The sequence below is a fragment of the Leisingera sp. ANG-M7 genome (assembly GCF_000813965.1).
GTDB lineage: Bacteria > Pseudomonadota > Alphaproteobacteria > Rhodobacterales > Rhodobacteraceae > Leisingera.
Genome location: NZ_JWLI01000013.1, coordinates 55,393 through 78,001, shown reverse-complemented (window position 1 = coordinate 78,001; position 22,609 = coordinate 55,393). Strand labels below are relative to the sequence as shown.

Annotated in this window: 28 protein-coding genes and 2 tRNA genes; 18 read left to right on the top strand and 12 right to left on the bottom strand. The window is 62.2% G+C overall.

The features are described from left to right. Window positions 1–52: 52 nt before the first annotated feature. Window positions 53–2,314, bottom strand: a complete 2,262-nt coding sequence (locus RA26_RS15900; protein ID WP_039185212.1) for a hybrid sensor histidine kinase/response regulator — start codon at window positions 2,312–2,314, stop codon at window positions 53–55. Between the two features lie 69 nt (window positions 2,315–2,383). After that, the gene (gene pncA, locus RA26_RS15895) at window positions 2,384–2,980 is read right to left on the bottom strand and encodes a bifunctional nicotinamidase/pyrazinamidase (RefSeq protein ID WP_039185211.1); all 597 of its coding nucleotides are present in this window, start codon (window positions 2,978–2,980) and stop codon (window positions 2,384–2,386) included. 178 nt (window positions 2,981–3,158) lie between these two features. Between pncA and trhO the strand changes: the two genes are divergently transcribed. Then, complete coding sequence (trhO, locus tag RA26_RS15890; protein WP_039185208.1) at window positions 3,159–4,070, top strand: oxygen-dependent tRNA uridine(34) hydroxylase TrhO; 912 nt, start codon at window positions 3,159–3,161, stop codon at window positions 4,068–4,070. Window positions 4,071–4,151: 81 nt separating this feature from the next. Here trhO and RA26_RS15885 read toward each other — a convergent pair whose 3' ends face one another. The 8 genes from RA26_RS15885 to RA26_RS15855 all read right to left on the bottom strand — a co-directional run bounded on the left by RA26_RS15885 (window position 4,152) and on the right by RA26_RS15855 (window position 9,429). Beyond that, window positions 4,152–4,820, bottom strand: a complete 669-nt coding sequence (locus RA26_RS15885) for a NapC/NirT family cytochrome c (protein WP_039185205.1) — start codon at window positions 4,818–4,820, stop codon at window positions 4,152–4,154. After that, entirely contained in the window at window positions 4,820–5,302 is a 483-nt protein-coding gene (locus RA26_RS15880) for a nitrate reductase cytochrome c-type subunit (protein WP_039185202.1), read from the bottom strand. Before RA26_RS15880 ends, RA26_RS15885 begins: the two co-directional genes overlap by 1 nt. A gap of 8 nt (window positions 5,303–5,310) precedes the next feature. Beyond that, the gene (gene napA, locus RA26_RS15875) at window positions 5,311–7,809 is read right to left on the bottom strand and encodes a nitrate reductase catalytic subunit NapA (protein ID WP_039146835.1); all 2,499 of its coding nucleotides are present in this window, start codon (window positions 7,807–7,809) and stop codon (window positions 5,311–5,313) included. Continuing rightward, on the bottom strand, window positions 7,806–8,084 hold the full coding sequence (locus tag RA26_RS15870; RefSeq protein WP_019295057.1) for a chaperone NapD: 279 nt from the start codon (window positions 8,082–8,084) through the stop codon (window positions 7,806–7,808). The genes napA and RA26_RS15870 overlap by 4 nt, the downstream gene beginning before the upstream one ends. Then, entirely contained in the window at window positions 8,081–8,596 is a 516-nt protein-coding gene (locus RA26_RS15865) for a ferredoxin-type protein NapF (RefSeq protein WP_039185199.1), read from the bottom strand. Before RA26_RS15865 ends, RA26_RS15870 begins: the two co-directional genes overlap by 4 nt. A gap of 12 nt (window positions 8,597–8,608) precedes the next feature. After that, a complete protein-coding gene (gene napE, locus RA26_RS15860) occupies window positions 8,609–8,758 on the bottom strand; it encodes a periplasmic nitrate reductase, NapE protein (protein ID WP_039185196.1) in 150 nt (49 codons plus the stop codon). An 80-nt stretch (window positions 8,759–8,838) separates the two neighbouring features. After that, a complete protein-coding gene (locus RA26_RS23365; protein ID WP_275041645.1) occupies window positions 8,839–8,964 on the bottom strand; it encodes a hypothetical protein in 126 nt (41 codons plus the stop codon). 390 nt (window positions 8,965–9,354) lie between these two features. Further along, window positions 9,355–9,429: transfer RNA gene (locus RA26_RS15855), tRNA-Thr, on the bottom strand. An 85-nt stretch (window positions 9,430–9,514) separates the two neighbouring features. On the opposite strand from RA26_RS15855, the gene RA26_RS23000 reads away from it, so the two are divergent. From RA26_RS23000 to hisD, 5 genes are all read left to right on the top strand, one after another. Next, the gene (locus RA26_RS23000; protein WP_193747630.1) at window positions 9,515–9,670 is read left to right on the top strand and encodes a hypothetical protein; all 156 of its coding nucleotides are present in this window, start codon (window positions 9,515–9,517) and stop codon (window positions 9,668–9,670) included. Window positions 9,671–9,676: 6 nt separating this feature from the next. Continuing rightward, a complete protein-coding gene (gene murA, locus RA26_RS15850) occupies window positions 9,677–10,948 on the top strand; it encodes a UDP-N-acetylglucosamine 1-carboxyvinyltransferase (protein WP_039185195.1) in 1,272 nt (423 codons plus the stop codon). Next, window positions 10,945–11,421 (top strand): DUF2948 family protein, encoded by a 477-nt coding sequence (locus tag RA26_RS15845; RefSeq protein ID WP_039185192.1) that lies wholly within the window; start codon window positions 10,945–10,947, stop codon window positions 11,419–11,421. Before murA ends, RA26_RS15845 begins: the two co-directional genes overlap by 4 nt. 3 nt (window positions 11,422–11,424) lie before the next feature. Further along, window positions 11,425–11,937, top strand: a complete 513-nt coding sequence (locus RA26_RS15840; protein WP_039185190.1) for a GNAT family N-acetyltransferase — start codon at window positions 11,425–11,427, stop codon at window positions 11,935–11,937. Between the two features lie 157 nt (window positions 11,938–12,094). Continuing rightward, a complete protein-coding gene (gene hisD / locus RA26_RS15835) occupies window positions 12,095–13,396 on the top strand; it encodes a histidinol dehydrogenase (protein WP_039185187.1) in 1,302 nt (433 codons plus the stop codon). Window positions 13,397–13,477: 81 nt separating this feature from the next. Here the strand turns inward: hisD and RA26_RS15830 are convergent, their stop codons facing one another. Beyond that, entirely contained in the window at window positions 13,478–14,236 is a 759-nt protein-coding gene (locus tag RA26_RS15830; protein WP_039185185.1) for an SDR family oxidoreductase, read from the bottom strand. 160 nt (window positions 14,237–14,396) lie between these two features. Between RA26_RS15830 and RA26_RS15825 the strand changes: the two genes are divergently transcribed. Genes RA26_RS15825 through RA26_RS15810 form a run of 4 tightly spaced genes read left to right on the top strand, consistent with a single transcriptional unit; the run spans window position 14,397 to window position 16,317 of the window. Beyond that, window positions 14,397–14,876 (top strand): UPF0262 family protein, encoded by a 480-nt coding sequence (locus RA26_RS15825; RefSeq protein ID WP_039185183.1) that lies wholly within the window; start codon window positions 14,397–14,399, stop codon window positions 14,874–14,876. A 3-nt stretch (window positions 14,877–14,879) separates the two neighbouring features. Then, window positions 14,880–15,338, top strand: a complete 459-nt coding sequence (locus tag RA26_RS15820) for an arsenate-mycothiol transferase ArsC (protein ID WP_019295067.1) — start codon at window positions 14,880–14,882, stop codon at window positions 15,336–15,338. After that, entirely contained in the window at window positions 15,335–15,733 is a 399-nt protein-coding gene (locus RA26_RS15815) for a ketosteroid isomerase-related protein (RefSeq protein WP_039185182.1), read from the top strand. The genes RA26_RS15820 and RA26_RS15815 overlap by 4 nt, the downstream gene beginning before the upstream one ends. Further along, window positions 15,730–16,317 carry a GNAT family N-acetyltransferase gene (locus RA26_RS15810; protein ID WP_039185178.1) on the top strand — a complete coding sequence of 196 codons (588 nt, stop codon included), beginning with the start codon at window positions 15,730–15,732 and terminating at the stop codon, window positions 16,315–16,317. Before RA26_RS15815 ends, RA26_RS15810 begins: the two co-directional genes overlap by 4 nt. A gap of 39 nt (window positions 16,318–16,356) precedes the next feature. On the opposite strand, the gene RA26_RS15805 is transcribed toward RA26_RS15810, so the two are convergent. After that, window positions 16,357–17,277: a hypothetical protein gene (locus tag RA26_RS15805; RefSeq protein WP_039185175.1), complete on the bottom strand. Its 921-nt coding sequence runs from the start codon at window positions 17,275–17,277 to the stop codon at window positions 16,357–16,359. A 48-nt stretch (window positions 17,278–17,325) separates the two neighbouring features. On the opposite strand from RA26_RS15805, the gene RA26_RS22995 reads away from it, so the two are divergent. From RA26_RS22995 to RA26_RS15770, 8 genes are all read left to right on the top strand, one after another. Then, window positions 17,326–17,472, top strand: coding sequence for a hypothetical protein (locus RA26_RS22995; protein WP_193747629.1), 147 nt, complete (start codon window positions 17,326–17,328; stop codon window positions 17,470–17,472). 61 nt (window positions 17,473–17,533) lie between these two features. Beyond that, window positions 17,534–18,412, top strand: a complete 879-nt coding sequence (locus RA26_RS15800) for a carbon-nitrogen hydrolase family protein (RefSeq protein WP_039185170.1) — start codon at window positions 17,534–17,536, stop codon at window positions 18,410–18,412. 83 nt (window positions 18,413–18,495) lie between these two features. Next, a complete protein-coding gene (gene infA / locus RA26_RS15795; protein ID WP_005978431.1) occupies window positions 18,496–18,714 on the top strand; it encodes a translation initiation factor IF-1 in 219 nt (72 codons plus the stop codon). Between the two features lie 208 nt (window positions 18,715–18,922). Next, the gene (locus RA26_RS15790) at window positions 18,923–19,504 is read left to right on the top strand and encodes a Maf family protein (protein WP_039185167.1); all 582 of its coding nucleotides are present in this window, start codon (window positions 18,923–18,925) and stop codon (window positions 19,502–19,504) included. Beyond that, window positions 19,501–20,523 carry a ribonuclease E/G gene (locus RA26_RS15785; RefSeq protein WP_039185164.1) on the top strand — a complete coding sequence of 341 codons (1,023 nt, stop codon included), beginning with the start codon at window positions 19,501–19,503 and terminating at the stop codon, window positions 20,521–20,523. Before RA26_RS15790 ends, RA26_RS15785 begins: the two co-directional genes overlap by 4 nt. Beyond that, complete coding sequence (locus RA26_RS15780; RefSeq protein WP_039185162.1) at window positions 20,520–20,723, top strand: DNA gyrase inhibitor YacG; 204 nt, start codon at window positions 20,520–20,522, stop codon at window positions 20,721–20,723. Before RA26_RS15785 ends, RA26_RS15780 begins: the two co-directional genes overlap by 4 nt. 81 nt (window positions 20,724–20,804) lie before the next feature. Next, window positions 20,805–20,879 (top strand) — tRNA-Phe (locus RA26_RS15775). A 269-nt stretch (window positions 20,880–21,148) separates the two neighbouring features. After that, entirely contained in the window at window positions 21,149–22,165 is a 1,017-nt protein-coding gene (locus tag RA26_RS15770; protein WP_039185160.1) for a tyrosine-type recombinase/integrase, read from the top strand. Window positions 22,166–22,609: the final 444 nt, after the last annotated feature.

The window sequence follows — 22,609 nt, the reverse complement described above, 5'->3', positions numbered from 1 at the left end:
GTGCATAAGGATCACTGATTGATAGGACAGCCCGGCAGCCGGGGCAAGGCGGTCAGCCCGCGCGGCGGCTTTGCGCCTGCGGGGCCAGCCGGGCCAGCAGGTCCAGAAGCTTGGGTTTGCTGATGGGTTTGCTCATGAAATCATCCATGCCCGCGGCTAGGCAGGCCTTGCGGTCAGAATCAAAGGCATTGGCCGTCAGCGCCACAATCACCGGCTGCGGCCGGACCAAGGCGCGGATTGCGCGGGTGGCTTCCAGCCCGTCCATGTCCGGCATAGACATGTCCATCAGGATGACGTCCGGCGCAAAGGATTCAAACTGTGCCACCGCCTCGCGGCCATCGCGCGCGAAGGCCAGTTCGACAGGCGCTGCGCTCAGGAATTTCTCCACCAGCAGCCGGTTCACGGCATTGTCCTCTGCCACCAGCACCCGCAGCCCGCCCAGCGCTGAAGGGTCGCGCGCATCTGCAGGTTCCGGCTGCGCAGCATTACCAGCCTGCGCGTCCTGCAGGTGCAACCGCACCGCAAAGCAGGACCCGGTGCCCAGTTTGGACGAAACCGCGATGCTGCCGCCCATCGCCTCTGCCAGGCGGCGGGAGATGGCGAGCCCCAGGCCGGTGCCGCCAAAGCGGCGGCTGATCGCGGCATCCGCCTGCGAGAAGCGCTCAAACACGTCACCCAGCTTTTCCTCGGCGATGCCGATGCCGGTGTCAGTCACCGTGAAGGTCAGCTCATAGCCGCCGGCCGCAGCCACGCCGCCCAGCGAAACCGAAACCCGGCCCTTTTTGGTGAACTTGATGGCATTTCCGGCCAGGTTCATCAGGATCTGCCGGATCCGCCGGTCGTCACCGTGCAGATGCGCAGGCAGGTCTTCCTGGATCTCCAGTGCCAGTTCCAGCCCCTTGGCGTCCGCCTGGGCCTGCAGCAGCCGGATGGTGGTTTCAAAACAGGTGCGGGGATCGAAGTTGACCGGGCTGAGCGTGAGTTCCTCAGCGTCCATCTTGGAGAAGTCGAGCACATCGTTGATCAGGGCCAGCAGCATGTCGGCGGAACTGAGAATGGTATCGGCATAAAGCGCCTGATCTTCGTTCAATCCGCTGTCGCGCAACAGCTGCGCCATGCCGATCACCCCGTTCATCGGGGTGCGGATTTCGTGGCTCATGGTGGCCAGGAAGTCCGACTTGGCGCGGGCGCCCTCCTCAGCGGCGGCACGTGCCTTTTCCAGCTGGCGGGCGTTTTCCTTGGCGGCGGTAATGTCGCGCTCCACTGCAATCAGGGTTTCCAGTTTGCCGTCGCTGTTCAGCATCGGCACCTGGCTGGTTTCGATCCAGACCTTGCGCCCGTCCTTGCAGCGGTTGCGGATTTCAACCCGGACCGGCTGGGCGTAGCGGATACTGTCCTGCAGCAGCTTGATCGTTCCGGGATCGGTTTCGCCGCTGTTCAGAAGATCGCCGGGCATCTGGCCCAGCGCTTCTTCTGACGAGTATCCGGTGATACGGGTGAAACTGTCGTTGACCCAGGTGATCCGCCCCTCCCGGTCCATCAGCATCACGCTGTCATTGGCGTTTTCCGCGACCAGCGCCAGGCGCCGGGCCGCCATCTGCTGCTCCTGCAAGCGGGCGTTTGCCGCTTCCAGCTCCTGCTGCTGGGTGGCGGTGGCGAGGTTGTACTGGCGGGTGTTTTCAAAGGTGCGGCGCCCGTATGCCCCGAGCCAGAACATATAGCCGGTCAGTGTCGCGACCCCGGCGGCATGCAGCAGCCATTCGGTTGTAATCCCTCCCCCCACTGTGGAATCGACCCAGAGCATGACGCCCGGGACCGTGCAGAAGTACAGCATCCAGACAAGCGATGCCGCGCGGTGGTAAGGAAAGGTGATTGCGGCATTCATTGCGATGCCTGCAAGAACCGCGATGGAGAACAGCAGGTCCAGGTGGTGATCGGAGCCCATTCCGGCCTCCACCCATGGCCAGTACGGCAAGGTGGCGCAGATGCTCATTCCGGCGCCGTAGACAGCAGCGGAAAACGTTGTCAGCAATCGCAGTTTTGATTCAGGGAAACCTTTCGCCGCCAGGGCCGGAAGGCGCCACAGGCAGTAACTGTCGGCGATGTCGCCTATCAAGGCTGCCGCGAACGCCATGGCAGCAATTGCAATGTCCGTTGCCAGCCCCAGCAGCACGCAAACACCAAACACAAAGACCTGGCGCGGCCAGAAGGTTCTAGACCGCCCCTTGGCATAGCGCATCATCAGCTCGAACGAGCTGTACTTCCTTTCATAGCTGGCCAATGGGCCGTCAACCGGCCCCTTCCCTATGTTCATCAGTCAGCCTTGCTGTCCGGACTCCCTGCAAGTGTTAGTCGTATTTGGTTAATATTTGGAAACCTCAACTCAGGATTGCAGAACCACCCCTGAGCGTTCCATCTGCGACAGCGCCGTCTGAAGCGAGCCCTCCAGGTCGATGGCACGGCAAGCAGACAGCTGCACGGTCACGCCGAACCCCAGCCGCGCCGCGTCAAGCGCGGTAAAGGCGACGCAGAAATCGGTGGCCAGCCCGGCCAGTGTCACGCCTGTGATGCCGCGGCTGCGCAGGTATCCCTCCAGCCCGGTGGGCGTTGTCTGGTCATTCTCGAAAAAACCGGAATAGCTGTCGATCCCGGCGCGAAAGCCTTTGCGGATGATCAGGTCGCCGTCGGTGCGCAGATCCTTGTGAAAGGCGGCACCATCGGACCCTTGCACACAATGATCCGGCCAAAGCACCTGGGTGCCGTAGGGCATTTCCGTGGTTTCAAACGGCGACTTGCCGGGATGCGAGGAGGCAAAGGAGGAATGCCCCGCCGGATGCCAATCCTGTGTCAGGATCACGGCATCGAACTGGTCCATCATTGCGTTGATCGGCTCCACCACCTCATCCCCGCCGGGCACCGCCAGCGCGCCGCCGGGACAGAAATCGTTTTGCACGTCAACAACGATCAGGGCCTGGGTCATCGGCATCTCCTTTACTGCGCACACAATATCTAGCGGTGCGGGCGGACCTTGGGAACTGTTGTTGGCGGTGCACACCGCGGAAGGGCAGGAAAGATGCATCCAAAGCCCTTGTTTTATTGGTGCCGCGGGGCGGGTTCTTTGACTTGAAAACCCTCGCGCATGGTTCTAAGGGCGGGGCATGTACACGATTGCTGCCCTCTATCACTTCACCCGTTTCCCCGATCCCGCCGCGATCCGGCCGGCGCTGCTGGACCTGTGCCAGACACAGGACGTCAAAGGCTCCTTGCTGCTGGCGCAGGAAGGGATCAATGGCACCATCGCAGGCCCTCGGTCCGGCATCGACGCGGTGCTGGCGCATATCAAGTCTCTGCCGGGCTGTGCGGGGCTGGAATGGAAAGAGGCCACCGCCGCCGAGCCGCCGTTTGGCAAGATGAAAGTGCGGCTGAAGAAAGAGATCGTCACGATGGGCCAGCCGGACGTCGATCCGCTGGCCTCTGTCGGGCATTACGTCGAGCCGGAAGAGTGGAACGACCTGATCCGGCAGGACGATGTGGTGCTAATCGACACCCGCAACGACTACGAAGTGGCAATCGGCACCTTCGAGGGCGCGATCGACCCCAAGACCGCGTCTTTCCGCGATTTCCCCGCCTGGTGGGAAGAGAACAAGGACCGCTTTCACAACAAGCGCGTTGCGATGTTCTGCACCGGCGGCATCCGCTGCGAGAAGTCGACCAATTACCTGTTGGGCCAGGGGGTGGAGGATGTGTATCACCTGAAGGGCGGCATCCTGCGCTACCTGGAGGAAATGCCGGCGGAGAACAGCACCTGGGAAGGCGAATGCTTTGTGTTCGACAACCGGGTGTCGGTCGGCCACGGGCTGGTCGAAGGCCCGCATGAGCTGTGCCACGGCTGCCGCCGCCCGATCCTGCTGGAGGACAAGGCGCGGCCCGAATTTGAGCAGGGCGTCAGCTGCCACCTGTGCATCGATCAGACCTCGGAAGAGGACAAGGTCCGGTTCCGCGAGCGGCAGAAGCAGATGCAGCTGGCCCGCGCGCGCGGCGAGGAGCATCTGGGCAGCATCCCTCTGTAAGGCTGAGCCTGAAAACAGACACTAAAAAGGCCGCTGCCCATCGGGACAGCGGCCTTTTCGTGTTTTGCGGGGCTGGCAGCGTCAGTCGCTGCTCAGGCCCAGGTAGCTGCGGGTGCTGGCCAGCAGGCCCTCACCGTGGGCCGGGGCCAGCAGGCCTGCGTGATCCTCGCCTTCAGCTGCGGCCATGTCGGGCAGCTGGTGGGCGATGCCCTTGTGGCAGTTGATGCAGGTCTTCTCGCCGGTGAACAGGAAGCGCTCATGCGCGTCCGCGGCCCGCTTGGACTGGCGGGTGATGTCCATTGACTCATCCGAGTGGCAGTTGCGGCATTCCAGCGAGTCATTCGCCTCAAGCCGCGCCCATTCGTGCTGCGCCAGTTCCAGCCGGTGCTCCAGGAATTTCTCCCGCGTGTTGATGGTGCCGAAGATCTTGCCCCAGACCTCCTTGGAAGCCTGCATCTTGCGCGCGATCTTGTTGGTCCAGTTGTGCGGCACGTGGCAGTCCGGACAGGAGGCCCGCACGCCGGAGCGGTTGGAATAGTGGATCGTCGGCTTCAGCTCCTCGAACACGTTGTCGCGCATTTCGTGGCAGCTGGTGCAGAAGGCCTCTGTGTTGGTGACCTCAAGCGCGGTGTTGAATCCGCCCCAGAAAATAATCCCCATCACAAAGCCGCCCATGGTCAGAAAGCCGAGCGAGAAATAGGCGCTGGGCCGCCTGATGATCCACCAGAGACGTTTCAGAAAACCCCACATCAGTCCGCCCCGCCCTGCTGTGCCTTGACGTAGTCGATCACCTTGTCGACATCGACGAACTCATTCTCGACCAGCGGCCGGGCGTTGGTCTGCACCACGTGGCACTGGGTGCAGAAATAGCGCCGAGGGCTGACCGCGCCGAGGGTCTGGCCCTCGCGGTTCATGAAGTGGGTGACAGAGATCATCGGCGCCTGGCTGACCTCCACGGCCGTGCGGCTGTGGCAGGTCAGGCATTTGTTGGAGTTCAGATCGACCTGGTAGTTGTCGGTCTTGTGCGGGATCAGCGGCGGCTGATCCGGGTAGTTGCGCACCTGGCGGATGTCGGTGTTGACGATGCCGGGGATCTGGGTGGCTTCGCCCTCTTGGTCCAGCGGCGCGGTGTTGCGCAGCGTGGCGACCTGATTCTGGGAAACGTCCTGGGCGAAAACTGCCGAGGCCAGAAAGACCGGAACGGCCAGAATAGCGAGACGGAGATGTTTCATGACGGGCCTCACACTGCTTCGATACGGATTGCGCATTTCTTGAAATCCGTCTGTTTCGAGATCGGATCGGTGGCGTCCAGCGTGACCTTGTTGATCAGCCGGCGCGCATCGAACCACGGCACAAAGACCAGACCCTTGGGCGGCTTGTTGCGGCCGCGGGTCTCAACCCTTGTGCGGATTTCACCGCGGCGCGAGATGATCCGCACCTCGGTGCCGCGCCGGAAGCCCTGCGCCTTGGCATCGTCCGGGTGCATGTAGCACAGCGCATCCGGGACGGCCTGGTACAGTTCCGGCACCCGCTGGGTCATGGAACCAGAGTGCCAGTGCTCCAGCACGCGGCCGGTGGCCAGCCACATCGGGTATTCGTCATCCGGGCTTTCCGCCGGCGGCTCGTAGGGCAGCGCAAAGATCACCGCCTTGCCGTCGGGCTTGCCGTAGAAATCATAGTCCGATCCGGGTTTCGCGTAGGGGTCGGAGCCTTCCTTGAAGCGCCAGCGGGTTTCCTTGCCGTCCACCACCGGCCAGCGCAGGCCGCGCACCTCGTGGTAGGTGTCGAACGGGGCCAGGTCGTGCGCCTTGCCGCGGCCGAACTCGGCGTATTCCTCGAACAGGCCCTTCTGGATGTAGAAGCCGAAGTCCTCGGATTCGTGGTTGCCGTATTCCTTGGCCTTTTCAGACAGCTCGAACTGATCGACCTTTCCATTGGCAAACAGCACTTCGAACAGGGTCTTGCCCTTGTATTCGGGATTGGCGTCGAGGATTTCCGCCGGCCAGACTTCATCGGTGGTGAAGCGTTTGGAGAATTCCGCCAGCTGCCACAGGTCGGACTTGGATTCACCCGGTGCGTTGACCAGCTGGTACCAGAACTGGGTGCGGCGCTCGGCGTTGCCGTAGGCGCCTTCCTTCTCTACCCACATGGCGGCGGGCAGGATCAGGTCTGCAGCTTCAGCCGTCACCGTCGGATAGGCGTCCGAGACCACGATGAAGTTGTCGGGGTTGCGGTAGCCCGGCAGCCCTTCCTCCATCATGTTGGGGGCGGCCTGCATGTTGTTGTTCACCTGAACCCAGTAGCAGTTGATTTTGCCGTCCTTCAGGTCGCGGTTCTGTTTCACCGCGTGGGAGCCGACCCAGCCCGGAACGGTGCCTTCAGGCAGTTTCCAGATCTTCTCGGCATAGGCGCGGTGCTCGGGGTTCTTGACCACCATGTCCGCGGGCAGGCGGTGCGCAAAGGTGCCGACCTCGCGCGCGGTGCCACAGGCGGAGGGCTGGCCGGTCAGCGAGAACGGCGAGTTGCCGGGAGTGGAGATCTTACCGGTCAGCAGGTGGATGTTGTAGATCATGTTGTTGACCCAGACACCGCGGGTGTGCTGGTTCACGCCCATTGTCCAGAGCGACATGACCTTGGTATCCGGATCGGCATAGAGCTTGGCGATCTTCTCCAGGGTCTCTGCCGGGACGCCGGACATTTCCGACGCTTTTTCAAGCGTGTACTCGGAGACGAACTCGGCAAATTCCTCAAACGTCATGTCCGAGGCGCCGCCGGCCTTGTCCGCGTTCTCTGCCATCTGCTCCAGCGGGTGCTCCGGGCGCAGGCCATAGCCGATGTCCTGGTTGCCGCGCTTGAAGTTGACGTGCTTGGCGACGAAGTCCTCGTTCACCGCGCCGTTCTGGATGATGTAGTTGGCGATGTAGTTCAGCATCACCAGGTCGGTGTGCGGGGTGAACACCGCCGGGATGTCCGCCAGGTCGAAGCTGCGGTGGGTGAAGGTTGACAGCACCGCCACCTTGACGTGCGGATGGCTGAAGCGGCGGTCGGTGATGCGGGTCCACAGGATCGGGTGCATCTCCGCCATGTTCGAGCCCCACAGCACGAAGGCATCGGCGTTCTCGAAGTCGTCATAGCAGCCCATCGGCTCGTCGATGCCGAAAGTGCGCATGAAGCCGCCCACGGCAGAGGCCATGCAGTGGCGCGCGTTCGGGTCGATGTTGTTGGAGCGGAAGCCCGCCTTCATCAGCTTGGATGCGGCATAGCCTTCCCAGACGGTCCACTGGCCGGAGCCGAACATGCCGATGCCCTCGGGGCCTTTCTCGGCCAGGGTCTTCTTCCACTTCTCGGCCATGATGTCGAAGGCTTCATCCCAGGAAACCGGGGTGAATTCGCCGTTCTTGTCATATTCGCCGTTGGTTTTACGCAAAAGCGGCGTGGTCAGGCGGTCGGCGCCATACATGATCTTCGAGAGGAAGTAGCCCTTGACGCAGTTCAGGCCGCGGTTGACCTCTGCCTGGGTGTCGCCGTGGGTGGCGACCACGCGGCCGGCCTTGGTGGCCACCATGATCGAGCAGCCGGTGCCGCAGAAGCGGCAGGCCGCCTTGGACCATTTCAGCTCAGTCACGTTTGCGTCGGTAACAAGGTTCTGCGCTGCCGCAGGAACCGGCAGGCCGGCAGCAAGCGCCGCGGCGGCGGCGGCCTGCGCCTTGATGGCGTCACGGCGGGTAAGTCCGGTCATTGGGGGACTCCTTCTTCAATGGCGAGGTCCTGCGCATCGCAGGTTTGATGGAAGACAAGCGCCGCACTGGCGACACCGTCGAGAAGCTGAATTTTGGCGAGTGCATCGCCGATGGCCCGGTCGCTGTCGGCCTCGAACAGGACCACGATCTTGCCCGAGGGATCGGTTTGCGAAATTTCAGCGCGGGGCATGGATTTGATGTCGGCCAGAACGGCCTCCATCCGCGCCGGGTCGCTGCGCACCAGCAGGCTGGAGATATGGATTTCTTCTGTCACGCGGACTTCCTTTGCTGGCGGGGATCGGTGATCGCGATGGCGTTGTTCGGGCAAGCGGAAAGGCAAGCGCCGCAACCGGTGCAGGCGCCGGCGTCCACCTGAATGGCGCCGACCGGGCGGACCGACAGGTCCATCCGCAGGGCGCGCGGGTCGCAGATATCGGTGCACAGCTGGCAAGCGATGCCGGCGGCGTTCAGACAGCTGCCGGTGATCTCTACCGTGACCGGCCAGGCCGCCGGCTGCTCCAGATCGAACACAGGTTCGGGGCAGGCTTCGGCGCAAGCCGCGCAGAAGGTGCATTCGCCGCCGCGGAAATTGATCCGCGGTCGGTTGCGGCTGTCGAACTCGATAATGTTCTCCGGGCAGCTTTCCACGCAGGCATTGCAGCTGGTGCAATGGGCCTGCACCCGGGCCTCATCCGTCCAGGGTGGGCGGAACTCGGGATCCGGGCGGGCTACCCTTCCGGTCAGGAATGCGCGCCGCGAAGGGGCTGTGCTGGTGTGTGCTGGCATCGGCCTGGGCCCTTAACCTGTGGGCGGCCCCAGGAAGATCTGGGAGATCCAGATCATCAGGCCGTATCCGCCGACGATTCCCACTGCCAGAACCGGCGCCAGAATCACCGCGAGGAACAGAAAGGTATTCCGCTCTTCGGCTTTGGTTGGCTGTTCGGACATATGAGTCCTCCTTGGCTGCTTCTATTATACACCAAAGCAGATCGAGACCGGCTCATCTGTCTGGCGATGGCAGGGAAACCCTAACCCATTTCAGCAGAACAACAATCAAAGGTTGCAATCAGATACATCTTCGCGCCCCTGCGTGCTGGGCTCTGCCAGCGCCACCATGCAAAAAGTGCTGTTGCCGCCACCTTGATCTGAATCATTTCGCAGGCCGCTGTTTTAAAAAAGATAAATATTCAAAAAGCTGAAACTGAATTGCGACGGCGCAATCAGGCCCGGACAGACCGGCCTGCGCCTGATTCGGCAGCCATGACGGCATCTATCGCATGGCAGCGAGCCTAAACCGGTGATGCCGCGACGGATACGGACTTGATTTTGGGTGGATTTGCAGCGTCGGGAGCGGTCAGTCCGCAGCGCTGGGCAGCACCGCCGAATCCGTGCCATCGATTCGTCTGGCGCGTTTAGCGGCACTGTCTTCCCAGACGTCTCCTCAAGGACCCGCCGCACCCTTGGAAAGGCAGAAATCAGCCCTGAACACACGGTAGTGCGCTGCACCATCTGATGCGAAATTACTTAGCGATTTCAGTGATTAATGGTGCTGCTGGAGAGAATTGAACTCTCGACCTCTCCCTTACCAAGGGAGTGCTCTACCTCTGAGCTACAGCAGCGCCGGTGAGGGGGCTTTTAGGCATAAACGCGAAGGCGCGCAAGAGCATTCTGGACGGTTTTTTCGCACTAAGTTAGAGAAGTCTTATGGCAGAGAAGAAATCACCTAAAAACGACGGTTCCGCTGCATCGCGCGAAGACCGGCTGAAGGCAGCGCTCAAGGCTAACATGGCCCGGCGCAAGGCACAGGCCAAGGCGCGGTCAGACAAGCAGGACCAGGACACGGGCAAGAGCGGAGAATAACGTCAGATGGATTCGATTCTGGTAACGGGCAACGGCCCGCTGAACGGGCAGATCCCGATTGCCGGCGCCAAGAACGCCTGCCTCACCCTGATGCCGGCAACCTTGCTGAGCGAGGAGCCCCTGACGCTGACCAATGCGCCGCGCCTCAGCGACATCAAGACGATGACGCTGTTGCTGCAATCGCTGGGGGCCGAAGTGTCCAGCCTTCAGGACGGCCAGGTGCTGGCAATGTCCAGCCATGACCTGACCAGCCACGTCGCCGACTATGATATTGTGCGGAAAATGCGCGCGTCGAACCTGGTGCTGGGTCCGATGCTGGCGCGGCTGGGCCAGGCTGTTGTGTCACTGCCCGGCGGCTGCGCCATCGGTGCACGCCCGATGGATCTGCACATTCACGGGCTGGAAGCGCTGGGGGCGGAGATTGAGCTGAAGGACGGCTATCTGCATGCCAAGGCGCCCAAGGGCCTGAAAGGCGCGGTGGTGGAGCTGAGCTTTGCCTCCGTCGGGGCGACCGAGAACATCATGATGGCGGCGACACTTGCCAAGGGCACCACCGTCATCAAAAACGCCGCGCGCGAGCCGGAAATCGTCGATCTGGCCGATTGCCTGCGCAAGATGGGTGCGCAGATTGAGGGCGACGGCTCCCCCGACATCACCATCCAGGGCGTCGACCGGCTGCATGGCGCCACCCACCAGGTGGTGACCGACCGGATCGAACTGGGCACCTATATGCTGGCCCCCGCGATCTGCGGCGGCGAGGTGGAGCTGCTGGGCGGCCGCCGCAGCCTGCTGGAAAGCTTCTGCGCCAAGCTGGAGGCCGCTGGCATTGAAATCACCGAAAACGAAAACAGCCTGACCGTCTGCCGCAAGAACGGCCGGGTGCGCGCGGTGGATGTGGTGACCGAACCCTTCCCCGGCTTCCCCACCGACCTGCAGGCGCAAATGATGGCGCTGATGTGCACCGCCGAAGGCACCTCGGTTCTGGAAGAGAAGATCTTTGAGAACCGCTTTATGCATGCGCCGGAGCTGGTGCGCATGGGCGCCGAGATCGAAGTGCACGGCGGCCACGCCACCGTCACCGGCGTCGAGAAGCTGAAGGGTGCGCCGGTGATGGCCACCGACCTGCGCGCCTCTGTCTCGCTGATTCTGGCCGGCATGGCGGCAGAAGGCGAAACCAAGGTCAGCCGGGTCTACCACCTGGACCGCGGCTATGAGCATGTGGTGCGCAAGCTGTCCGGTGTCGGTGCAAAAATCGAGCGGATTAAGGAACAGTCATGACAGATGCCAGCTTCGAGGACGGCCGCGAGGCGCCGCTGAATCTGGGCGCGCTGGAGGGAGAGGACCTTAAAGTCTTGTCCTCGCTGCTGCAGGACGCGGTGCTTCCGGTGACCGAGATGACCTGGCGCGCGTCTGAGCGCCGCTTTGCGCTGCTGGTGAACCGGTTCCGCTGGGAAGACCGCGACGCAGCCGAGCGCCGCGGCCGGTCCTATGAAAGAGTGCAGTCGCTGCTGGTGATCGACAACGTGCTGGGTGTGTCCTCGCAAGGTGTGGACCGCAAGGATAAGGACGTGATCCTGTCGCTGCTCTCGATCACTTTCGAGCCGGGCGAGGATGGTGCGGGCCAGGTGCTACTCACCCTTGCCGGCGACGGCGCCCTGCGCCTGTCAGTCGAAGCGCTGGAAGTGTCCCTGCGCGATGTTACCCGCCCTTACCAGGCGCCGTCTGGCAAGGCCCCGGACCACGGCGCCTGAGCCATGCAGAACAAGCGCGGCATTTCCCAGGCCTTTGCCGCCCCGGCGGCACCGCTGGAAATCCGCCGCGCCACGGTTTTTGATGTCTTCGCCATCAGCCGGGTGCTCATCGCCTCGATCCGCGGTCTATGCCAGGCCGATCACGGCGGTGATGCCGCCCGCATCGCGGCATGGACTGTCGACAAGACGCCGGAGCAGATCCGCGGCTTGATCGCCGGACCCGGGTGCTACTGGCTGGCTGAACATGGCGGAGAGGCCGTTGCCGTGGGCGGGCTGTCTCCGGACGGCTCCATCTCCCTGCTTTACGTCGCCCCTGCCGCAGCCGGCCGGGGCACTGGCACCGCCATGCTCGCGCATCTGGAGGCGGAACTGCAGCGGCAAGGCCATGCTGAGGGCCGCCTTGACGCCACCCGGACAGCGCTGGACTTCTACCGCAAGCACGGCTGGGAGGCCACGGAGGAGACCGGCGGGTGCTGCGCAACCCCCTGCATCCCGATGCGTAAAGCTTTGCGCTGAGCTGCGCTTCTTTCTGGTCCGGAGCACCCCGGGTTGAATTGGCCGCCAGGCCAAAAAGGGCAGCGCCCTTGCTGCTTGCGTCCAATTGCACCGCCGGCCCGCATAATTCTTGAGGCTCTGCGCCCATGCGGATATGCGGGGGTCAAAGGAGATCCCGATGCCGCAGTTTCTGAACACCTCTGAGTCCGGTTTTGAACAGTCCTTCACTGCACTGCTGGGCGCCAAGCGCGAGGACAGCCCGGATGTGGACGCCACCGTGGCCGGGATCATCGCTGATGTCCGCGCACGTGGCGATGCCGCGCTGGTGGAGCTGACGGCGAAGTTCGACCGGCTGGAACTGGACCCGGCGCAGCTGCGCTTTACCGAGGCGGCGGTGGATGCAGCCATCGCCGAGGTTTCCGCTGAAGAACGCGAAGCGCTGGAACTGGCGGCGGAGCGTATCCGCGCCTATCACAGCCGTCAGATGCCGAAGGATGCGCAGTGGACGGACGAGAGCGGCGCAACGCTGGGCTGGCGCTGGTCGGCGGTCTCTGCTGCCGGGCTGTATGTGCCGGGCGGGCTGGCCTCCTACCCGTCTTCGGTGCTGATGAATGCGATCCCGGCCAAGGTTGCGGGCGTTGAGCGGCTGGCCATCACGGTGCCGACGCCGGACGGGCAAGTGAACCCGCTGGTGCTGCTGGCGGCGCGGTTGGCGGGTGTCGATGAGATATACCGCGTCGGCGGCGCGCAGGCGGTGGCGGCGCTGGCCTATGGCACTGAAACAATCGCGCCGGTCGACAAGATCACCGGCCCCGGCAACGCATTTGTCGCCGCGGCCAAGCGGCGGGTGTTCGGCAAGGTTGGCATCGACATGATTGCGGGCCCGTCGGAAATCCTGGTGATCGCGGACAAGGACAACAACCCGGACTGGATCGCGCTGGACCTGATGAGCCAGGCTGAACACGACGAAAGCGCCCAGTCGCTCCTGATTACCGACGACGAAGCCTTTGGCCGTGCGGTGGCTGAGGCGGTGGAGAAGCGTCTGGAAACGCTGGAGCGCCGCGCCATTGCCGGGGCCTCCTGGCGCGACTTCGGCGCGGTGATCACGGTGCGGGATCTTGATGAAGCCGCAGCGCTGTCGAACCGCATTGCGCCGGAGCACTTGGAGTTGTGCGTCGCCGATCCGGTGGCCCTGAGCGAAAAGACGGTGCATGCGGGTGCCATCTTCCTGGGCCAATACACACCCGAAGCAATCGGCGATTATGTCGGCGGCCCGAACCATGTGCTGCCGACGGCACGCTCAGCCCGCTTCTCTTCAGGCCTGTCGGTGATGGATTTTCTCAAGCGCACGACGCTTAGCCAGATGACACCGGACTCGCTGCGCGCCATTGGTCCTGCAGCAGAAGTTCTGGCAAAAAGCGAGAGTCTGGAGGCACACGGGCTGTCCGTGACTGCACGTCTGGATGCGCTGAACGGCTGAGGCTGGGAGGGGCGCTGCCCCTCTGCGCGTGCCGCGCATTCACCCCGGGATATTTGGGGCCAGAAGAAGCACTGCGCACTGTCAATAGTGCGTAGTATATCCGCCATCCACAGCAAGCACCTGCCCGGTGATATAAGACGCAGCAGGTGATGCGAGGAACAGGATGGCGGGTGCCAATTCCTCCGGCTCGCCCCAGCGGCCCAGTGCAGTAGCGTTTTTCAGCTTCTCTGCAATCGCAGGGTCTGCAGCAGCAGCCATATTGGGTGCGGTTTTGAAGAACCCCGGGGCAATTGCGTTCACGGTAATTCCCTGAGCGCCAAGCTCTGCCGCCAGTGCCCGGGTCATACCGTTGATGCCGGCCTTGGCAGTGGTATAGGCGGCGTCGCCCGGTTGCGCGATGAGGCCGGCAATCGACGAGATGTTGATGATCCGGCCCCAGCCCTTGGGCGCCATCTGCGCCGCCGCCATCTGGGACAGCCGGAAGGGCGAAACCAGATCGACCTCCCACAGCTTTTGCAGATCGGCGCGGGTGAATTCCGGCAGGCTGCGCCGGTCGCGCTGGCCGACGTTGTTGACCAGGATGTCGAGCCCGCCCTGCTGCGCGATCTGCGCCATTGCCGCAGTGGCGGCATTTTCATCGGCGATGTCCAGCACCAGCGTGTGGGCGGTGCCGGGCATCCTGGCGAGCGCATCTTCTACCCGCGCCCGGCTGCGCCCATTGATCCAGACCTCGGCCCCGGCCTCAGCCAGCAGGCGGGCCGCGGCGAAGCCGAGGCCGTCAGTGGAGCCGGTCACCAGCGCGCGGCGGCCATGGAGGGAAAACTGTTCAAGGGCTGTCATGTGGCTGTCTCCTGCTGGCGGCAGGCTGGTCGCGAGGGCGTGGCCTGTCAAGCACTGCCGCAAACGGGCAGGCGTTTGACGCCCGCTGCTGCATTGCCCCAGGCGGAGCGGTGCGATACTCATGGCCGGACGCCCCTGCGCATATCAGAGACAAAGCCCCATGAGCCGCATCAGCCATATCGAACTTGACGACCGCAACCTGCCGCCCCCGACGCCCGAGATCGAGCAGGAGCGCAAGGTGGCGATCTATGACCTGATCGAGGACAACAGCTTTGCCCTGCCGCAACGGGAAGACCGCGATATTCCGGCTGGCCCCTACCACCTGGGGCTGGCAATCCGCGACAAGCGGCTGGTTTTTGATATCAACACCGAAGGCGGGGAAAAGGCGGCGGAGTTCCATCTTTCGCTGTCGCCATTCCGGCAGGTCGTCAAAGACTACTACCAGATCTGCGAAAGCTATTTTACCGCAGTAAAGACAATGCCACCAAGCCAGATCGAGACCATCGACATGGCGCGGCGCGGCATCCACAACGAAGGCAGCCGGGTTCTGCAGGAAAGGCTGGAAGGCAAAGCGGAGGTCGACACCGACACCGCCCGCCGCCTGTTCACCCTGATCTGCGTCCTGCACTTCGGAGGCTGACGCGTGGAGGAGCTGCCGCAGTCCGTTCTGTTCTGTTGCGACCACAATTCGGTCCGCTCTCCGATGGCGGAGGGCATCATGAAGAAATTCTATGGCACCGGCACCTATGTGCAGTCGGCCGGGGTCAAGAACGACATGGAGATCGACGGCTTCTCCATCGCGGTGTGCCAGGAGATCGATGTCGAACTGTCGCGGCACCGGTCGCGCTCCTTTGACGAGATGGAGCGCTGGGGCGACGACCTGTCGTCCTTTGACCTGGTGGTGGCGCTGTCGCCCGCCAGCCAGCGCCGGGCGCTGGAACTGACCCGTTTTTTTCACCTCGATGTCGAATATTGGCCGATAATGGACCCTACCGGGCTCGGCGAGACACGGCAGGCCAAGCTAGATATCTACCGTCAAACACGGGATCAAATCATCCAGCACCTGAAAAACCGCTGGGGTGAACCGACGGAGAGAACATGACCGATACAATCGCGCGCTATTTCGCGGCCTTCAATGCCGGCGACACGGACACCATGCTGGACTGCCTGGATGAGCAGATCGCCCATCACGTGAACGAGGGCAAAATCCGGGTGGGCAAGGAGAAATTCGCGGAGTTCTGCGCCCATATGGACCGCTGCTACAAAGAAGAGCTTACCGATATGGTGATCTTTTCCGCAGAGGGCGGAAGCCGCGCGGCGGCGGAATTCATCGTGAACGGCACTTACCTGCAAACGGATGAGGGCCTGCCCGAGGCCAAGGGGCAGACCTACCGCCTGCCTGCGGGCTCGTTCTTTGAGCTGAAGGACGGCAAGATTTCCCGCGTCACCACCTATTACAACCTGGCGGACTGGATCGCGCAGGTCTCAGCCGGATGACCATCCGGGTTGCAGCGATGACCGGCGCGGCGCTGGAGGCCGCGCTGGACGATGTGGCACGCCTGCGGATCAAGGTGTTCCACGTCTGGCCGTATCTGTACGACGGCGATCCGGCCTATGAGCGGGAGTACCTGCAAAGCTACCGCGACAGCGCCCGCGCCGTGGTGGTCGGGGCCTTTGACGGCGAGACTCTGGTGGGCGCCTCCACCGGTGCGCCGCTGGCGGATCATGCGGATGATTTTGCAGCGGCGTTTGAGGGCACTGGAATTGACCTGAATGACGTCTTCTATTGCGCCGAATCCGTGCTGCTGCCGGAATACCGCGGGCATGGCGTGGGCCACGGGTTCTTTGACGCGCGCGAAGCGCATGCCCGCAAGCACGGGTTCAAGAAGGCGGCGTTTTGCAGCGTGCAGCGCCCAGCGGATCATCCAATGCAACCTGGGAACTACGCGCCGCTGGATCCGTTCTGGCGCAAGCGCGGCTATGCCCCGCTGGAGGGCGCCATCGCGCATTTTTCCTGGAAGGATGTGGATCAGCCCGGCGAAACCAGCAAGCCGCTGCAATTCTGGATCCGGGACCTGTAACGGAAACAGGCGCCCGCACGGGCGCCTGTCTGTTTTGGTTCAGACGCCTTCAGGCCGCGCCGCCTGCACTTCTTCCAACGCAATCTTCTGCTGAGTTGCGTACAGCTTCACGGAATCGCGGGCGTCATCAAATGTGCGCTTGGCCGCTGTCACCGCCTTGCCGGCCGCAACATATTCCTTCTTGCTGAAGTCTTCCTGTTTGAACTGCTTGTAGTTCTCGGCCAGTTCCTTGAACAGCTTGGGCAGGGCGCCCTTCACGTTCTTTGCATGCGCGTCGATCTTGTAGGCCTTGGTCAGGTCGCGAATGCCCTTGTCGGCCTGGGCTTCGATTTTGGAGCGGTCCGCGCCCTCCTTATTGTAGGCGGTTTTCCAAGCCTTCTTGATCGCGTCCAATTTGGCCAGCGCAGCGTTCACATCCTTGGAAATATCCAGACAGGCAGCCTCAATCTTCTTGCCGCGCACCTCAGCCGCCTTGATTTCCTTGAGGATCAGCTTGCGGGTTTCCTCGTGCTCTTTCTTGAGCTTGGCCAGGTGCTTGTCGGTTTCCTCGTTGGCCTTCTCGGCCTTCAGCTGCTGCGCCATTTGCTTCTGCTTGATCTTGTCCGCATTACGGGCAAGATCTGCCGCCGCGTCTTCACGTTTTTCGATCTGCTTGGCATAGGCCAGGCACAGCTCCCGGCTGTGGGACTGCAGCTTGCCGCATTTGCCGCGCGCCTTGAGCATCGCGTTGGCCAGCATGCTGAAGGCCTGAACGATTTCCGGCATGTTATCCAGATCCGCCTTGGCCGGGTCGCCAGACGGCGGCACCCCCAGTTTCTCCAGCAGGTCCATGTATTTACCGACACCGCTGCCTTTGCAGGCGCCGGCACGGTATTCACGCCAGAATTTGGTGCGGAAGCCTTTTTTCGGGATGTCGGCAATAACGCCCTTCAGGTTCTTGTCATCAAGCTTGGTCGCCAAGGGAGTGGTCCTTCTTTCAATAAATCAAATGATCCGCTGCCTGCGAGAATGGCCAAATTGCCGGGCAGCACCAAGGTGAAACGCAGCACCCGGCTGTTTCCGTTGCAAAAATGTGCATTTTGTTTGAGATTTTTTCCTGCGCGCCCGGCGCCGGATGAAACCAAGGGGCCGCACAGCCTTGCGCAGAGCCGTTAGGGCGGGCACTCCTGCAATATGACCGCACCGGGATGCGGTCGCTGACCGCCGGAGAGACCGCATGAAAATTGCCACCGCCGCCTATCCGCTCGACTGGCTCGACAGCTGGGCACAATATGAAGACAAGCTGGCCGCCTGGGTTGCAGAGGCCGCCGGTAATGGCGCCGAGCTGCTGGTGTTCCCCGAATACGGCGCGATGGAGCTGTCAACGCTGGATGGCGCGACGGTTGCCGGAGATCTGGAACAGTCGATCCATTCGGTGTCAGAAAAGATGCAGGATGCGGCTGCGCTGCACCTGAAACTGGCTGCAGAACACGGTGTGCTTATCCTGGGTGCCTCCGCCCCGGTGAACACCGGACTGGACCGGCCAGTAAACCGGGCGGAGCTTTACACCCCCACAGGCAAGCGGGACCATCAGGACAAGCAGATCATGACCCGGTTCGAGCGCGAGGATTGGGGCATCATGGGCGGCGGGCCGCTCAAGATCTTCGACACGGCCCTGGGGAGAATCGGGGTGCTGATCTGCTATGACAGCGAGTTCCCCTTGCTGGGCCGCGCGCTGGCGGAGACAGACGTGATTCTCGTCCCCTCCTGCACCGAGGCGCTGGCCGGTTATTGGCGGGTGCGTATCGGCGCGATGTCGCGGGCACTTGAAAACCAGTGCGTGACCGCCATGGCCTCTATTACCGGGGCCAATGAATGGTCGGAAGCCGTGGACATGAACACCGGCACCGGTGGCATTTTCGGCCCGCCGGACAAGGGCTTCCCCGGTACCGGGGTGCTGTCTGAGGGCGCGCTGAACCAGCCGGGCTGGACCTACGGCGAAGCGGACCTGGAAGCGATCGCCCATGTAAGGGCGGATGGCGGCGTGCTGAACCGGCTGCACTGGGAGGAGCAGATACCTCGCGTGAAATCGGTCACAAAGGCCGCAGTTTGCTGATTGAGCCCTTGAATTATTGGGAAAATGACCCCATTTAAGCGCACGTCCCGCAGTTTGCGGGTTAACCCAACGATGGAGACAACATGGCCAAGGAAGATACGCTCGAATTTCCCGGTGTCGTGAAGGAACTCCTGCCTAACGCGACGTTTCGGGTCGAGCTTGAGAACGGCCATGAGATCATCGCGCACACGGCAGGCAAGATGCGCAAGAACCGCATCCGTGTTCTGGCTGGCGACAAGGTCCAGGTGGAAATGACCCCCTATGACCTGACCAAGGGCCGGATCAACTACCGCTTCAAGTAAGCGTTTGATCTGGAAGAAATATCAAGGCCCGGCACTCTGCCGGGCTTTTGTTTTGAAGCGGCCTGGCGGCCGCCCCCCTTCTCGGCGGCGAAGCCGCCTGCCAGGCAGTGGGACGGGGATATTTCAGGCAAGAGGAAACGGCCCGGCCCGCTTTCCTGCTGGCGGATTTCGCCTTATGACAGGCGCAAAGAGGTAAGAGGGCCACGGCATGGCATTCATTCTGGGATCAGGCAGCCCGCGCCGGCTGCAATTGCTGGCGCAACTTGGCGTGCACCCCGACGCTGTGCGGCCGCCGGAAACTGACGAAACACCGCTAAAGGGCGAGCTGCCGCGCGCCTATTGCGCCCGGGTCACGCGGGAAAAGACCGAAGCTGTTCCAGCAGCGGCGGACGATATTGTTCTCTGCGCCGACACCACCGTTGCGCTTGGCCGCCGCATCCTGGGCAAACCGCGCGATGCGGGCGAGGCCGCCGAGTTTCTGCTGGCGCTTTCCGGCCGCCGCCACCGGGTGATCACCGCCGTTGCGGTGCGCCGCGGGGACCGCGTCTGGGAAAAAGACGTGGTCAGCCAGGTGAAGATGAAAAACCTCTCAGACGAGGAACTGAACGCCTATCTCACCACCGGCGACTGGGAGGGCAAGGCCGGCGCCTATGCCATTCAGGGGCCTGCGGGCGCCTTTATTCCGTGGATCAGCGGATCCTTCACCGGGATCGTCGGGCTGCCGCTCTCTGAAACCGCAAACCTGCTGCGCGCCGCCGGCCTGCCGCTTTATCAGGAGGCCGCCGCATGAAGGGCCGCACCATCATTCTCGACCACATCCAGGACCGCGAAGCCGCAGCACTTATGGTGGACGGCAAGCTGGAGGACTTTCTGGTCGAAAGCGATGCCCCTGCCCCCGGCACCATCTACCGCGCCCGCGCCGACCGGCCGGTCAAGGGCCAGGGCGGCATGTTCCTGACCACGCCTGACGGCCCGGCCTTCCTGCGCCAGGTCAAGGGGCTGGCACCGGGCCAGATGATCCTGGTGCAAGTGTCCGGCTTCGCCGAGCCGGGCAAAGCCATTCCGGTGTCTCAGAAGCTCTTGTTCAAGAGCCGCTATGCCATCGTGACGCCGGAGGCCCCGGGCCTGAATATCTCACGCAGTATCCGCGATGAGGACGAGCGTGACCGGCTGCTGGAGATTGCCCATGAGGAGATGGGTGAGTCAGGTTACGGGCTGATCCTGCGCTCTGCCTGCGCCGGTGCGGACAGCGAAGAGATCGCCGAGGACGTGGCCGCAATGGCGGCGCTGGCGGCACAAGTGATGCAGGACGAAGGGGCTGATCCGGAAGTTCTGGCAGAAGGCGACACGCCGCATCTGCTGGCCTGGCGGGACTGGGTCGATCCCGCCGACGTGGAGCGCGAGCCTGGCGGGTTTGAGCGCCTCGGCGTGCTCGATGCTCTGGACACCGCACGCGGCATCCGCGAGCCGCTGGCGGGTGGTGCCTTCCTGTACATCGAACCGACCCGCGCCCTGGTGGCAGTGGATGTGAACACCGGGTCCGACACCTCAATGGCGGCGGGTCTGAAGGCCAATATGGCAGCTGCCAAGATCCTGCCCCGCGCCTTGCGGGTGCGCGGCCTGGGCGGCCAGATCGTGCTGGACCTGGCTCCGATGCCAAAGAAGGACCGCCGGGGGTTTGAAACCGCGCTTCGTGCCGCTTTCCGGGCGGATTCCGAGGAAACTGTGCTGGCAGGCTGGACCAACCTTGGCCACTACGAATTGCAGCGCAAGCGCGGCCGGATTGCCCTGAGCGAGGTGCTGAAATGAGCTGTCCGGTCTGCGGCGGGGAATCGCAACAGAACTACCGCCCGTTCTGCTCCAAGCGCTGCGCCGATATCGACCTGGGGAAATGGCTGACCGGCGCCTATGCGGTGCCCAGCCAGGACCCGGAAGACATTGAAAACGCTTTGGAAGAAGCGGAACGCGCGCGGGCATCCGAAGAAAAGCCGCAGCAGACACGCCATTAGCGATTTTCTTTGAAAAACCCTCTGGACACCGCCGCGCCCAGAGCATAGAAGGCCCCCACCCAAGGCAATCAGCCTTCCCGTGCCCGGGTAGCTCAGGGGTAGAGCAGTGGATTGAAAATCCTCGTGTCGGTGGTTCGATTCCGCCCCCGGGCACCATAACACTCTGATATAACTGAAGAATTTCGCCCGTTGATGATCATCGGAGCCGACTCTAAAAGTTATACACGGTTATACACTTCTCATATGGGCTCGGTTTGGCCAAAGATTCCGAAAATCGAATTACAACGATCAAACACCTCCGGAAGGGGCTGGCGATCTACAAGACAGGTCGCACCCCTTACTACTACATCCGCTTCAGAGACCCCCTGGCAGGGAAATATGTCCACCGGTCGTCCAAGGAGACATCGAGGCTGGATGCAATTGAAGTGGCCTATGAGTTTGCCGACTCATACCGCAGCAAGGCCAACAGCGACCATGCTCAGAAGAAAGCCACCAGCTTCGAACACTATGCCAAGAAGCTGATGGGCATTCAGAAGGGCAAGTCCAAGTGGTCGGATGGGGACAACAAGCTGCTGAACCGGTCGAAGGACGGGCTGATCTGCTATTTCGGTAAGTATGACGTCACGAAGATCACCACCGGCAAGGTTCGGGATTACCTGATTCATCTGGACGAGAATCGGCCAAAGCGGTTGGCGGAATCGACCAAGGCCAAACACACAATCATCATACGCAAAGTTCTGACTCTGGCGGTGGAAGACGGCATTCTGAACGTTCTGCCGGTGATGCCTAAGCAGAAGACCGTGGACACGCCCCGCCATACCTTTACTGACGACGAGTACAAGCGGTTCATGAAGGCTGCTGGCGAATGCGCCAAGCGTGGGGATGTCGTCCGTGGCGTCCAGATCACCGGCCACCACGCCAAGATGTTCCGCTTTGTCGTTCACACGTTCCTCCGGCCTACAGAGGGCGAGCTGTTCGGGCTGAAGCACAAAGATATTCAGATCAAAGGCGACCCGCCGCACTTGGAAATGAACGTCCGTGGCGGCAAAACCGGCGGGCGCACCAGTGTGACCATGCCTTTGGCTGTTCCCCTCTACCAGGGGACCCTGAACCCGTTCGACGAGAGTGGCCCGGATCGGAACGGCTATGTGTGGATGCCGGAATATTCTAACCGCAGGACAGCCATCAACACGGCCCGCCGCCTGTTCAACCATATCCTGGAAAAGGCTGAGCTGCTGGATGAGGACAGGAAGCTGTCACCATACTCCCTGCGCCACTATGCTATCCAGGCACGCCTCAGAGGGTCTCAGGGCAAGGTGAACCTCTACACCCTGGCCAAGAATGCTGGCACGTCGGTGGACCAGCTGGAGCGCTTCTACCTGAAGAATATGGCCCCGACGAAAGAGCTGATCGAAAATCTTCAGATCCGTGGGGATGACTGAGGAACGACGCTAGTTTGGTGTTGCCGAAGCGGTCGCTGAGCTGGTGTGCAGTGGATACTCACTTTGAGCCCAATTTATTGATGCTGCACCTCGCACGAACGTCCGGTTCTTAAGCTGCGGCCAACAACGTGCTGAAATCAAGGTCAGTTCTGCGAAAGGTTTGTGGCACAAGATTATTTCAAGAGTTTTGATAAGCGTGTCGCCTGTGCCAAAACGGCCGGTATTGGCGTATTCGTTGAGGGCGATTTATTGAAATCCGTCATTGAAATTAAGTGCTGTGTCTCCGATAAACACGCCGCGCTTCGTTCTAATCGAGTGTGCAATCAGCTTTACATTGGCTTTTGCACGCAAAGACCCCGGTGCGTGCAAAATCAATGTCGGGATGAAAATCCTCGTTTCCAAGTTGGGATTTTTCATTCTCTGCGAATCGTGCGTGCATCGCGC